The sequence below is a fragment of the Mycolicibacterium sp. XJ2546 genome (genome assembly GCF_053483195.1).
In genome coordinates this window covers 141,672-153,747 of the sequence record NZ_JBEFRW010000003.1, presented here as the reverse complement: position 1 = coordinate 153,747, position 12,076 = coordinate 141,672, and the positions used below count along the sequence as shown (strand labels likewise).

The 12,076-nt window shown below is 68.1% G+C and carries 13 protein-coding genes; 8 read left to right on the top strand and 5 right to left on the bottom strand.

What is annotated here, in order from left to right; all coding sequences use genetic code 11:
* Positions 1 to 9 precede the first annotated feature (9 nt).
* From ABQE44_RS07090 to gatC, 3 genes are all read right to left on the bottom strand, one after another.
* Positions 10 to 1,041 carry an ATP-dependent 6-phosphofructokinase gene (locus tag ABQE44_RS07090; protein ID WP_448428911.1) on the bottom strand — a complete coding sequence of 344 codons (1,032 nt, stop codon included), beginning with the start codon at positions 1,039 to 1,041 and terminating at the stop codon, positions 10 to 12.
* A gap of 76 nt (positions 1,042 to 1,117) precedes the next feature.
* On the bottom strand, positions 1,118 to 2,599 hold the full coding sequence (gene gatA, locus ABQE44_RS07085) for an Asp-tRNA(Asn)/Glu-tRNA(Gln) amidotransferase subunit GatA (protein ID WP_448428909.1): 1,482 nt from the start codon (positions 2,597 to 2,599) through the stop codon (positions 1,118 to 1,120).
* Positions 2,596 to 2,895 (bottom strand): Asp-tRNA(Asn)/Glu-tRNA(Gln) amidotransferase subunit GatC, encoded by a 300-nt coding sequence (gatC, locus tag ABQE44_RS07080; RefSeq protein WP_448428907.1) that lies wholly within the window; start codon positions 2,893 to 2,895, stop codon positions 2,596 to 2,598. The genes gatA and gatC overlap by 4 nt, the downstream gene beginning before the upstream one ends.
* A 71-nt stretch (positions 2,896 to 2,966) precedes the next feature.
* On the opposite strand from gatC, the gene ABQE44_RS07075 reads away from it, so the two are divergent.
* The 6 genes from ABQE44_RS07075 to ABQE44_RS07050 all read left to right on the top strand — a co-directional run bounded on the left by ABQE44_RS07075 (position 2,967) and on the right by ABQE44_RS07050 (position 7,333).
* A complete protein-coding gene (locus tag ABQE44_RS07075; protein WP_448428905.1) occupies positions 2,967 to 3,623 on the top strand; it encodes an ACT domain-containing protein in 657 nt (218 codons plus the stop codon).
* A 78-nt stretch (positions 3,624 to 3,701) separates the two neighbouring features.
* Positions 3,702 to 4,313, top strand: coding sequence for a DUF4178 domain-containing protein (locus ABQE44_RS07070; protein WP_448390735.1), 612 nt, complete (start codon positions 3,702 to 3,704; stop codon positions 4,311 to 4,313).
* An 8-nt stretch (positions 4,314 to 4,321) separates the two neighbouring features.
* A complete protein-coding gene (locus tag ABQE44_RS07065) occupies positions 4,322 to 4,825 on the top strand; it encodes a DUF2617 family protein (protein WP_448390734.1) in 504 nt (167 codons plus the stop codon).
* Complete coding sequence (locus ABQE44_RS07060) at positions 4,822 to 5,250, top strand: DUF4247 domain-containing protein (protein ID WP_448390733.1); 429 nt, start codon at positions 4,822 to 4,824, stop codon at positions 5,248 to 5,250. The genes ABQE44_RS07065 and ABQE44_RS07060 overlap by 4 nt, the downstream gene beginning before the upstream one ends.
* A 47-nt stretch (positions 5,251 to 5,297) precedes the next feature.
* Positions 5,298 to 5,756: a DUF350 domain-containing protein gene (locus ABQE44_RS07055; protein ID WP_448429227.1), complete on the top strand. Its 459-nt coding sequence runs from the start codon at positions 5,298 to 5,300 to the stop codon at positions 5,754 to 5,756.
* A complete protein-coding gene (locus ABQE44_RS07050; RefSeq protein WP_448390732.1) occupies positions 5,753 to 7,333 on the top strand; it encodes a polyamine aminopropyltransferase in 1,581 nt (526 codons plus the stop codon). Before ABQE44_RS07055 ends, ABQE44_RS07050 begins: the two co-directional genes overlap by 4 nt.
* Position 7,334: 1 nt before the next feature.
* Here the strand turns inward: ABQE44_RS07050 and ABQE44_RS07045 are convergent, their stop codons facing one another.
* Positions 7,335 to 7,589, bottom strand: a complete 255-nt coding sequence (locus tag ABQE44_RS07045) for a metallothionein (protein ID WP_448390731.1) — start codon at positions 7,587 to 7,589, stop codon at positions 7,335 to 7,337.
* A gap of 139 nt (positions 7,590 to 7,728) precedes the next feature.
* Positions 7,729 to 9,849 (bottom strand): NAD-dependent DNA ligase LigA, encoded by a 2,121-nt coding sequence (gene ligA / locus ABQE44_RS07040; RefSeq protein WP_448390730.1) that lies wholly within the window; start codon positions 9,847 to 9,849, stop codon positions 7,729 to 7,731.
* 178 nt (positions 9,850 to 10,027) lie between these two features.
* On the opposite strand from ligA, the gene ABQE44_RS07035 reads away from it, so the two are divergent.
* Positions 10,028 to 10,432 (top strand): MmcQ/YjbR family DNA-binding protein, encoded by a 405-nt coding sequence (locus ABQE44_RS07035; RefSeq protein WP_448390729.1) that lies wholly within the window; start codon positions 10,028 to 10,030, stop codon positions 10,430 to 10,432.
* Between the two features lie 38 nt (positions 10,433 to 10,470).
* The gene (locus ABQE44_RS07030; RefSeq protein WP_448428903.1) at positions 10,471 to 12,075 is read left to right on the top strand and encodes a 4-coumarate--CoA ligase family protein; all 1,605 of its coding nucleotides are present in this window, start codon (positions 10,471 to 10,473) and stop codon (positions 12,073 to 12,075) included.
* The last annotated feature ends 1 nt before the right edge of the window (position 12,076 follow it).

Here is a 12,076-nt window from a genome sequence, read left to right as displayed (position 1 = left end):
CGGAGAAATTCAGCCGAAGAACTCCGCGGCGTCGTCGTATCGGCTCTGCGGCACCAGCTTCAACCGTCGGGTGGCATCCGCCAAGGAGACGCGGCCGATCTCCTGCCCCCGCAACGACACCATCATCCCGTACTCGCCCGCATGCGCCGCGTCGGCGGCGTTGACGCCGAACCGGGTAGCCAGCACGCGGTCGTAGGGTGTCGGCGTGCCGCCGCGCTGCACGTGTCCCAGCACGGTGACCCGCACCTCTTTGCTGATGCGCTTTTCGACCTCGAAGCCCAGTTGTTGCGCGACGCCGGTAAACCGCTCGTGGCCGAACTCGTCGATTCCCCCTTCGCGCAACTGCATCGTGCCCTCGGCGGGTTTGGCCCCCTCAGCCACCACACAGATGAAGTGCGAATCTCCGCGCACAAACCGCGCTTTGATCAGCCGGCAGACCTCCTCGATGTCGAACGGCTGCTCGGGGATCAGCGTCATGTGCGCACCGGACGCCAGTCCGGCGTTCAACGCGATCCAGCCCGCATGCCGGCCCATCACCTCGACCAGCATCACCCGCTGATGGGATTCGGCGGTGCTGTGCAGGCGGTCGATGGCCTCGCTGGCGACGCCAAGAGCGGTGTCGTGACCGAATGTCACGTCGGTGCAATCGATGTCGTTGTCGATCGTTTTCGGCACACCGACCACCGGAACGTTCTCCTCGGAGAGCCAGTGCGCGGCGGTCAGCGTTCCTTCGCCGCCGATCGGGATGAGCACATCGATGCCGTTGTCGTCCAGCGTCTGCTTGATCTGGTCCAGCCCGGCACGCAACTTCTCCGGATGCACCCGGGCAGTACCGAGCATGGTGCCGCCCTTGGCCAGCAGCCGGTCGTTGCGGTCGTCGTTGGCGAGTTGGATGCGTCGGTTCTCCAGCAGGCCCCGCCAGCCGTCCTGAAATCCGACCACCGATGACCCGTATCGCACGTCGCAGGTGCGAACGACCGCCCGGATCACCGCGTTCAAGCCGGGACAGTCGCCGCCACCGGTCAGAACTCCGATACGCATGCCCCCATCCTCCCCGAGCGCACGGTTGTTTGCGCCTCTACTCGACGTTTGCGTACAACTTGTGTGCGCTCGGTGGCTAGATGGCCGTCGGCAGCGGACCGCGCGCGGCTTCGTAGGCGGCGCCGACCCGATACAGCCGGTCATCGGCCAACGCGGGCGCCATGATCTGCAGGCCCACCGGCAGGTTGTCGTCGGAGGACAGACCGGACGGCACCGACATACCGCAGTGGCCCGCCAGGTTCAGCGGCAGCGTGCACAGGTCGAACAGATACATCGCCAGCGGGTCGTCGACCTTCTCCCCCAGCCCGAATGCGGTGGTCGGTGTGGTCGGCGAGATCAACACGTCGACGCGCTGATAGGCCTCATCGAGGTCACGCGCAATCAGGGTGCGCACCTTCTGGGCCTGGTTGTAGTACGCGTCGTAGTAGCCGGCCGAAAGCGCGTAGGTGCCGATCATGATGCGACGCTTGACTTCTGGGCCGAAGCCCGCAGCGCGGGTCAACGCCATCACCTCTTCGGCACTGTGGGTGCCGTCGTCGCCGACGCGCACCCCGTAACGCATACCGTCGAACCGCGCCAGGTTCGACGACACCTCCGACGGCAGGATCAGATAGTAGGCGGCCGTCGAGTAGTCGAGGTGCGGGCAATCCACCTCGGTCACCTCGGCGCCCAACGCGGTGAGCTGGTCGACCGCGGCGTGAAACGACTCGAGCACCCCCGGTTGATAGCCGTCGCCGCGCAGCTGGCGCACCACACCGACCCGCACACCTTTGAGGTCACCGGAAGCGCCCGCGCGCGCCGCACCCACCACGTCGGGAATCTCGACGTCCAACGACGTGGAGTCGCGCCGGTCGTGTCCGGCGATCAGCTGGTGCAGCAGCGCGGTGTCGAGCACGGTACGTGCGCACGGCCCGCCCTGATCCAGCGACGACGCGCACGCCACCAGCCCGTAGCGCGACACCGTCCCGTACGTGGGCTTCACCCCGACGGTCGCGGTGAGCGCCGCGGGTTGCCGGATCGACCCGCCGGTGTCGGTGCCGATGGCCAGCGGCGCCTGAAACGCCGCCAATGCCGCGGCGCTGCCGCCGCCGGATCCGCCAGGCACCCGCTCGACGTCCCACGGGTTGCGGGTGGGGCCGTATGCGGAGTTCTCGGTTGAGCTGCCCATCGCGAACTCGTCCATGTTGGTCTTGCCCAGGATCGGGATGCCCGCCGCCCGCAGCTGCACGGTCACGGTCGCGTCGTACGGCGAGCGCCAGCCGTCGAGGATCTTGGACCCGCAGGTGGTGGGCATGTCGGTCGTGGTGAAGACGTCCTTGAGCGCCACCGGGACACCGGCCAGCGGCGAAGGCAGCGCCTCCCCGGCCGCCACCGCGGCGTCGACCCGGGCGGCCGCGGCCAGCGCGCGGTTCTCGGCGACGTGTAGGAACGCGTGATAGCGCTCATCGGTCGCAGCGATCTGATCGAGGCAGGCCCTGGTGACCTCCGCCGAGGACACCTCCTTGGTCGCGATCTTGTGGGCCAGCGTCGCCGCGTCCGACCGCAGAAGCTCGTTCATTCGGCCTCCCCGAGGATGCGCGGAACGCCGAACCGGCCCTCGACGGCCGTCGGCGCCGCTGCCAGGGCTTCGTCCTGGGTCAGCGACGGCGCAACCTGGTCGGGCCGAAACACGTTGACGTCCTTCAGCGGGTTGTCGGTGGCCTCGACGCCGGCGACGTCGACGGCCTGGATCTGGCTGACGTGACCGATGATGGCGTCCAACTGGCCGGCGAAGCTGTCCAGCTCGTCATCGGTCAGGGCGAGCCGGGCCAGGCGCGCGAGGTGGGCAACCTCGTCTCGAGAGATCTGTGACACGCCGTCAACCCTAACGACCGCCGGATCGCGCCCGCGCTGCCGATCAACAGAGGCTGTGTAACAGTGGGCGCGTGCCTTCGTATCTGCTGCGCGTCCAGCTCGAGGACCGGCCGGGCAGCCTCGGCGGACTGGCCGTGGCGCTCGGTTCGGCTGGCGCCGACATCCTGTCCCTCGACGTGGTCGAACGGGGTTCGGGAACTGCGATCGACGACCTCGTCGTCGAGCTGCCGCCCGGTGCCATGCCCGACTTGCTGATCACCGCCGCCGAGAAGATCGACGGCGTGCGCGTCGATTCCGTCCGTCCGCACACCGGGCTGCTGGAGGCCCATCGCGAACTCGAGCTCATCGACCACGTGGCTGCGGCCTCCAACAGGAACAAGCTGCAGGTGCTCGTCGACGAGGCGCCCCGGGTGCTGCGGGTCGGGTGGGCCTCGGTTGTCCGGCTGGCCGAATCCGGGCCGCACCGCGTCGTCGGCAGCGGGGGCGCACCCGAGACGAGAACGGCCGAAACGCCCTGGCTACCGCTGGAGCGTCCCGAAGCGCTGGACGCGACGGCCGACTGGGTGCCCGACCTGTGGCGCGAGATGAATACGACGCTGGCCGCCGCGCCCCTCGGTGACCCGCACACGGCGCTCGTGGTCGGGCGACCGGGCGGACCGCAGTTCCGGCCCTCGGAGATCGCGCGGCTGGGCTACCTGGCCGGGATTGTCGCGACGATTCTGCGCTGACCGGCGACCCAACCCAGCCTGTACCGTGAGCTGATATCCGCTTGACGCACCGCCGCAAACCGTACGGAAGGGCTCTGCGTGGACACGCTGCTAATCCTGGTCGCCATCATCTTGCTCGTCGCGGCAATCGTCGTGCTGGTCGTGGCGTTGCGCCGGCCGAAGAAGTCCGAAACCGACACCGGACGCCAAGACCCGCTGAAGTTCGCCGCGACCATGCCGCAATTCGGGCCGCGCCAACTCGGGCCAGGCGCGATCGTCTCCCACGGCGGGCTGGACTACGTCGTGCGCGGTTCGGTCACGCTGCGTCAGGGCCCATTCGTGTGGTGGGAGCACCTACTCGAAGGCGGTAGCGAACCGTTGTGGTTCAGCGTCGAAGAAGACGAGGGCCGCCTGGAACTGATGACGTGGCGGCGGCGCAAGGACGTCACGCAACAACCCAACGGCACCCTCGAGGTCGACGGGGTCTCCTACCGGCAGACCGAACGCGGTCGCGCCTCCTTCACGACCGAGGGCACCACCGGCCTGCCCGCGGGCGGCGAGATGGAATTCGTCGACTACGCCGACGCCGACGAGACGTCGTTTCTCGGGTTCGAGCGTTGGGCAGCGGATATGCCGTGGGAGGTTTCAGTCGGAACCCCGGTGCTTCCAGGCGAATTGACCGTATACCCGGCTCCACCACCCAACGCTTAGGAACGTCGTTGCCCCTGCACCACCTGGCCGTCAACCCGGCCGACGTTTCCGGGGCCGGGCTGCGCCTCGCGCTCAACGCCGCCGCGCCGACGCCACTGGCCGTCTGCCGGCTGACCCACCCCGACAGCGGCGAACTCGTGCTCGGGGTGCTCGGCGCCTCCCACATGGTCGCCGTCGAACACCCGAAACATGCTTTCTCGGAAGAGGTTTCGTGTACTGCCGAGGCCTCCACCGAGTTGCCGCACCGCGCCGTCGCCACCGGGTACCTGCTCGAATCGCGCCACGAGGCCCACGCCGAGAGCAGCTTTCGGGCGCTGGCGCAGCTGTTGCGTGCCCGGTGTGCACAGGAACCCGGATGGCTGGGCGGCGCGTTCCCCGGCGATGACGCCGCGTTGACGGCGTTGGCCGCCGAACCCGACTGCCACGGGTGGCGCTGGCGCACCTGGCACCTCTACCCGGACCCCGACGGCGGCGGCACCGTCGTGCACACGAGCAGTCGGTGGCGGCCATGAGCCGCACCGGCCTGTTCTGGCTGTCCGGCGGCCTCGCGCTCGGCGGGATCGTGTGCTTGATCATCGGCGTGTCGATGCTGCCCGACATCCGAACACATGTGGCCGAGACCTACCCGGCGTATTCGCACGGCGCACAGGCCACCAGCTACGAGTGCAACGGCTCACCCGCCGAGGTGGCCGACCGGCTGGCCGACTACAAGAGCCCGGAGGCGCGCGCCACCGACCGCGGTTCGGAGTACCTGCGCTACGACGACGACATCGTCATCGTCGGACCGGACGGCGCCCGCCCCTGCAGTATCCGCGTGGAAGACACCAACGCCCGATACAGCCACGGCGGTTTCATATTCCTGGGACCCGGTTTCTTTCCCGGGTCTCCGGCGGGCGGTGCGGGCGGCAGTCCTGGCGGCCCGGGTGGGTCGAAATGATGTGCGCACCAAGACCAATGAGTTAAGGAGAGCAGATGCCCCTCGACATGTATTCCGCCGCCGTCAAATTCGGAACGGTCAGCGGTGAAAACCTCGTGCAGAACGTCGTTGCCGCGGTGCTGTACTTCGCGATCGGCGTCGTCGTGCTGGCGGCCGGCTTCGTGATGGTCGACGCACTCACGCCGGGCAACCTGCGTCAGATGGTGTTCGTCGAGCGGCGACCCAACGCCGTCGCCGTCGCGTGCGGCATGTACGCCGCACTGGCGCTGGTGGTCGCCACCGCGATCATCGCCAGCTCCAGCGAATTGGGTCAGGGCCTGGTGGATGCCGCGGTGTACGGGCTGGTCGGGGTGGCGCTGCAGGGCCTGGCGCTCATCGTGCTCGAAATCGTGGTCCCCGGGCGCTTCCGCGACCTCATCGCCGATGAGCGTCTGCATCCCGCGGCCATCGCCACCGCCGTGACGTTGCTGGCCGTGGGAGGGGTGAACGCCGCCGCGCTGTCATGACGGCGACCGAGCATCCACCGGAGGCGGCGCCGCAGGTCGGGTCGACGACGCGGTGGCGCGCGCTGCTGCTCGCGGCGGTGGCGGCGTGCGCAGCGTGCGGACTGGTCTACGAACTGGCCCTGCTGACGCTGTCGGCGAGCCTGCACGGCGGCGGCATCGTCGCGATGTCGCTGATCGTCGCGGGCTATGTCGCCGCGCTCGGGGCCGGGGCGCTGCTGGTCAAGCCGCTGCTCGGCCGGGCGGCCATCACATTCATCGCCGTCGAGACGTTGTTGGCGGTGATCGGCGGGCTGTCGGCGGCCGCGCTGTATGTAGCGTTCGCGTTCGTCGGCGGTTCACTGTGGGTGCTCGTGGTCGGCACCCTGTTGATCGGCAGCCTGGTGGGCGCCGAGGTGCCGCTGTTGATGACCTTGCTGCAACGAGGCCGCATCTCCGGCGCCGCCGACACCGGGCGGGTGCTGGCCAACCTCAACGCCGCCGACTATCTGGGTGCGCTGATCGGTGGGCTGATCTGGCCGTTCATCCTGTTGCCGCAGCTGGGCATGATTCGCGGTGCCGCGGCCACCGGCGTCATCAACGTGGTGGCGGCCGCGGTGGTGGCGGTATTCCTGCTGCGCCGGATTGTCAGCGCACGCGAGTTCGCCACGGCGCTGGCTGTTTTGGCGACCGCACTGGCGGTGTTGGTGACGCTGCTGGTGCGCGCCGGCGACATCGAGACCTCGACACGGCAACGACTGTATGCCGATCCGATCGTCGCGCTCGAACGCTCGCCATACCAGGAGATTGTGGTCACCCGCCGCGGCGATGACACAAGACTGTATCTCGATGGCGGGCTTCAGTTTTCGACCCGCGACGAGTACCGGTACACCGAGAGTCTGGTCTATCCCGCGCTCGGTGAAGGCGCGGATTCGGTGCTGATCCTCGGTGGCGGTGACGGCCTGGCAGCCCGGGAAGTGTTACGCCAGCCCGGGGTCGACACGATCGTGCAGGTGGAGTTGGATCCCGCGGTGGTCGAGATGGCCCGCACCACGCTGCGCGAGGCGAACGACGGCGCGCTCGACGATCCCCGGGTCGAGGTCGTCATCGACGACGCGATGCGGTGGCTGCGCGAGACCCCGCCCGACCGCCTACCGCCGGGCGGTTTCGGCGCGGTGATCGTGGATTTGCCCGACCCGGACACCCCGGCGCTGGGCCGGTTGTACTCGGTGGAGTTCTATGCGTTGATCAGCGGCGTGATGGCCGCCGACGGGCTGATGGCGGTGCAGGCCGGCAGCCCGTTCGCGACGCCGACGGCGTTCTGGCGCACGGTCTCCACGATCGGGGCGGCCGGCTACGCCGTCACGCCCTACCACGTGCATGTGCCGACGTTCGGCGACTGGGGCATGGTGTTGGCGCGCAACGGGTCGAGCGCGCCGACGCCGACGGTTCCCGCCGACGCACCAGAGCTGAGGTATCTCGACCAGCACGTGCTCGACGCGGCAACGGTATTCGGCGGCGATGTCGGTCCGCAGTGGTTGGCGCCGTCGACGCTGGACCATCCGCGCATCGTCGACGATATCCGCAAGGGCTACCGGTGAGTCAGCCGCCGGCCGGCACCGGGTAGCGGTCGTTGACGTCGGCGTTGGAGTCTTTGCGCGCGCAGTGTGCGCAGCAGAAGATCGCGTCGGGTGTTTCGATGCCGTGGCCCAGGATGCGGCAGCCACAGTGTGCACATTCGGGCGCCAACCGCGAGGCGGCGCATTCGATGCTGTCGAAGGTTGCGCTCTTACCGTCGCCCCACGTCACGGTGAACGCCTTGTCGTACTCGTTGCCACAGGTATCGCAGATTGCCATCAGAACTCCTTGTCACTCGTCCATTCGGGTGCCCGGTGGGCGAGGGTGACAAACGCACGGGCCTCTACTTCACCGCGCCGAGATGGACGAATTGGCGAAAATTACTCGCACCGTCCCGCCTAAATGTTCCTCTCGGAGGTTATAAGCCGTCGGGGCCGGTTTCCAGCAGCCGGCGAAAGCCATCCTCGTCGAGGATCGGCACACCGAGTTCGACGGCCTTGTCGTACTTGGACCCGGGTGAATCGCCGGCCACCACATAGGCGGTCTTCTTCGACACCGAACCGGCCGCCTTGCCGCCGCGCGCGACGATGGCTTCCTTGGCGTCGTCGCGGGAGAACCCCGCCAGCGATCCGGTGACGACGATCGAAAGACCCTCGAGGTGGCGTTCGATGCTCTCGTCGCGTTCGTCGGCCATCCGCACCCCCGCAGCGCGCCACTTGTCGACGATCGCGCGATGCCAGTCGACCGTGAACCATTCGGTGACTGCCGCGGCGATCGTCGGGCCGACACCCTCGACCGCTGCCAGCCGGTCCTCGGAGGCCTCGATGATCGCCTCCAGGCTGCCGAACTCGGTGGCCAGCGCGCGCGCCGCCGTCGGGCCCACATGGCGGATGGACAGCGCGACCAAAATCCGCCACAGCGGACGGGTTTTGGCATCGTGCAGGTTGACCAGCAGCCGCTTGCCGTTGGCCGACAAGTTGCCGTCCTTGGTGCGGAACAGGTCTGTGCGCAGCAGGTCTTCGCTGCCGAGCGTGAACAGGTCACCCTCGTCGGTGATGACACCGCTGGTGAGCAGCGCGACGGCCGCTTCGTAACCCAGGCCCTCGATGTCGAGCGCGCCGCGGCCGGCCAGGTGAAACACCCGCTCGCGCAGTTGCGCCGGACAGGACCGGGTGTTCGGGCAGCGGATGTCGGCGTCGCCTTCTTTGGCCGGCGCCAGCGTGGTGTCGCACTCCGGACACGTTGTGGGCATGACGAACTCGCGCTCGGAGCCGTCGCGCAGATCCACGACGGGTCCCAGCACCTCCGGGATCACGTCGCCGGCCTTGCGGATCATCACGGTGTCCCCGATCAGCACGCCCTTGCGGTTGACCTCCGAGGCGTTGTGCAGCGTGGCCTGGCTGACCGTGGAACCGGCGATCTTGACCGGTTCCATCTCGGCGTACGGCGTCACCCGGCCGGTGCGACCCACGTTGACCTTGATGTCGAGCAGCTTGGTCTGGGCCTCCTCGGGCGGGTACTTGTAGGCGATCGCCCAGCGCGGTGCCCGCGACGTCGACCCGAGCCGGCGTTGCAGCGCCACCTCGTCGACTTTGACCACCACACCGTCGATTTCGTGCTCGACCTCGTGGCGGTGTTCACCCCAGTAGGCGATGCGCTCGGTGACGGCCTCCATCCCCTGCACCCGGGCGGTGTGCTCCGAATCCGGCAGGCCCCACGCCCGCAGCGCGCGATATGCCTCGTACAGCGAGTCCGGGCGGAAGCCCTCGGCGCGGCCGATACCGTGGCAGATCATCCGCAGTTTGCGGCGCGCGGTGACGGCCGGGTTCTTCTGCCGCAGCGATCCGGCCGCGCTGTTGCGGGGGTTCGCGAACGGCGGCTTGCCCTCGGCGACCAGTCCGGCGTTGAGTTCTTCGAAGTCGGTCACCCGGAAGAACACCTCGCCGCGTACTTCCAGCACCTTGGGTAGCGGGAATTCCTTGGTGGCGGTGAGCTTTTGGGGAACGTTGTCGATGGTGCGGGCGTTGAGCGTGACATCCTCGCCGGTGCGTCCGTCGCCCCGGGTTGCCGCGCGCTCCAGCCGGCCGTCGCGGTACACCAGCGACAGCGCCACCCCGTCGATCTTGAGCTCGCACAAAAAGTGCGCGTCTTGGGCGGCTTGGGGGCCGATCTCCTCCTTGATGCGCGCGGCCCACGCGGCCAGTTCCTCAGGGGTGAACGCGTTGTCCAGGCTGAGCATCCGCTCCAGGTGCTCGGCAGCGGTGAAGTCGGTCGCGAAGCCAGCGCCGCCGACCAACTGCGTCGGCGAGTCGGGGGTGCGCAGCTCGGGATGCTCGTCCTCGAGCGCCTCCAGTTCCCGCAGCAGCTTGTCGAAGTCGGCGTCCGAGATGATCGGCGCGTCGCGCACGTAGTAGCGGAACTGATGCTCGCGCACCTCGTCGGCCAGTTCCTGCCAGCGGCGTCGCACGTCGGCGTCGGGGGCGTCCTCGACCTGTTCGGCCAGCGTCGTCTCGGGATCCGGCGTTGCCTCGGAACTCACCCTCGCAGGCTAATGCAGGCGGCCGACATGCCCGCACCCCTCCGTCGCAGGATGCGGGCTCAACCGTGGTCTTCCGGACCGACGTTTTGGCAGGTTTGCGGCCGCGAAATCGACCATTGCGTCGGTTTGACGTCACGCCTCGGCCCGAAGGAGCGGGCCCGCCGCTACCCTGTCGGGCATGCCGCACCCGATCATGTTCCACGACGATGACCTCGGGCTGGCGCAGGTGCGCGAGATCGCGTTGAGCTTCCCCGAGGCGTTCGAGAAGATCTCCTGGGGCCGGCCGGTGTTCTGCGCACCGAAGATCTTCGCGATGTACGGCGGCAACGCCAAGACCGGCACCAAGGGCGAGTACCTCCGATACCCCCACTCCATCCTGGTCAAGGTCGACGAAAGCGACCGGCGCGCGCTCGAGCAGGACGCCCGCTTCTACTACCCCGCCTACATGGGGCCGTCGGGGTGGCTCGGGCTGGATCTGACCGCGAACCCGAAGATCGACTGGGGCGAGGTGCGTGAGCTGATCGACGCGTCGTTCCGATTGGTAGCTCCGAAGAAGCTCGTCAAACGCCTCGACGTAGGGTGAGCGGGTAAGCGGCGGACCATCATCCGATCGGAGGCGTCTTGAGTTTCGCCAGTCCCTTTCCCGAAGTCGACATTCCGTCCACGAGCGTCTACGACTTCCTGTTCGGCGATATCGCCGAGGATGACCTCGACCGGATCGCCCTGATCGACGCCAAGTCCGGCCGCGAGACCAGCTACCGCGAGATGATCGGCCGCGTCGACGCGTTCGCCGGCGCACTGGCCGGGCGCGGGATCGGCGTCGGCGACGTCGTCGCGCTGCTTTCGCCGAACAGTTCCGGGTTCGCCGTGGCGTTTCACGGCATCCTGCGTGCCGGGGCGACGGCCACCACCGTCAATGCGCTGTTCACCGCCAAGGACATCGCCAAGCAGTTGACCGATTCGAAGGCCAAGATGCTGGTCACCGTGACGCCGCTGCTGGCGCAGGCGCAAGAGGCCGCCCGGGCCGTCGGGCTGGCCAATGAGAACCTCATCGTGCTCGACGGGGACGGTGTCGCCGCCACCGGACATCCCAACGCCGCCGATCTGATGGACCCAGGCCTGTCGGCGCCCGACGTCAGCTTCGCGCCGTCGACGCATCTAGCGGTGCTGCCCTACAGTTCGGGAACCACCGGCAACCCCAAAGGCGTGATGCTCACGCACCGCAACCTGGTGGCCAACGTCGCGCAGATCCGGCCGTTGCACGGCATGGTCCCCGACGACACCATCCTGGCGGTGCTGCCGTTCTTCCACATCTACGGAATGACGGTGCTGCTCAACGCCGCACTGCATGCACGCGCCCGGCTGGTGATCATGGGCAGCTTCGACCTCGAGGCCTTCCTGTCCAACATCGCCACCTACAGGTGCACGATCGTGTTCATCGCGCCGCCGGTGGCCGTGGCGCTGGCCAAGCATCCGTTGGTCGACGAGTACGACCTGTCGTCGCTGAACACCGTGATGTCGGGCGCGGCACCGCTGGACGCCGATCTCGGCCACGCCGTCGCGAAACGGTTGGGCTGCACCGTCGTTCAGGGCTACGGGATGAGCGAGCTCAGCCCGGTCAGCCACATCACCCCGTTCGACGGCGGGCGCAAGGAGATGGGCATGGTCGCGCCGCTGAGTTCGGTGGGCTGGACGGTGTCCAACGCCGCCTCCAAGCTCGTCGACCCGGAGTCCGGCGACGAAATCCAGCCGCCCGCAGAGGGTCTGAGCCCGACCGGTGAGCTCTGGTTCAAGGGGCCCAACGTGATGGCGGGCTACCTCGGCAACGAGGCGGCCACCCGGGAAACCATCGACGACGAGGGGTGGTTGCATACCGGCGATCTGGCGCAGATCGACGCCGACGGGTGCGTGTACATCGTGGACCGGCTCAAGGAGCTGATCAAGTACAAGGGCTATCAGGTGCCGCCCGCCGAACTCGAGGCGGTGCTGCTTGGTCATCCCGGCGTCGCCGACGCGGCGGTGGTCGGGGTGCCCGACGCCGACGGTGAAGAAGTGCCAAAGGCGTTCGTGGTCAAGCAATCTGGTGCACAGCTGACCGAGGACGAGGTGATGGAGTTCGTCGCCGGTCAGGTCGCGCCGTACAAGAAGGTGCGTCAGGTGGCGTTCATCGACGCGATCCCCAAGTCGGCGTCGGGCAAGATTCTGCGCAAGGATCTGCGGGGCTGAA

What these genes read in the sequence shown, in the direction of transcription:
- ABQE44_RS07060 (WP_448390733.1), top strand. Translation starts at nt 4,822, where the DNA reads ATGAGCCGCACCGGCCTGTTCTGGCTGTCCGGCGGCCTCGCGCTCGGC.
- ABQE44_RS07045 (WP_448390731.1), bottom strand. Translation starts at nt 7,589, where the DNA reads ATGGCAATCTGCGATACCTGTGGCAACGAGTACGACAAGGCGTTCACC.
- gatA (WP_448428909.1), bottom strand. Translation starts at nt 2,599, where the DNA reads ATGAACGAGCTTCTGCGGTCGGACGCGGCGACGCTGGCCCACAAGATC.
- ABQE44_RS07090 (WP_448428911.1), bottom strand. Translation starts at nt 1,041, where the DNA reads ATGCGTATCGGAGTTCTGACCGGTGGCGGCGACTGTCCCGGCTTGAAC.
- ABQE44_RS07050 (WP_448390732.1), top strand. Translation starts at nt 5,753, where the DNA reads ATGACGGCGACCGAGCATCCACCGGAGGCGGCGCCGCAGGTCGGGTCG.
- ABQE44_RS07035 (WP_448390729.1), top strand. Translation starts at nt 10,028, where the DNA reads ATGCCGCACCCGATCATGTTCCACGACGATGACCTCGGGCTGGCGCAG.
- ABQE44_RS07055 (WP_448429227.1), top strand. Translation starts at nt 5,298, where the DNA reads ATGTATTCCGCCGCCGTCAAATTCGGAACGGTCAGCGGTGAAAACCTC.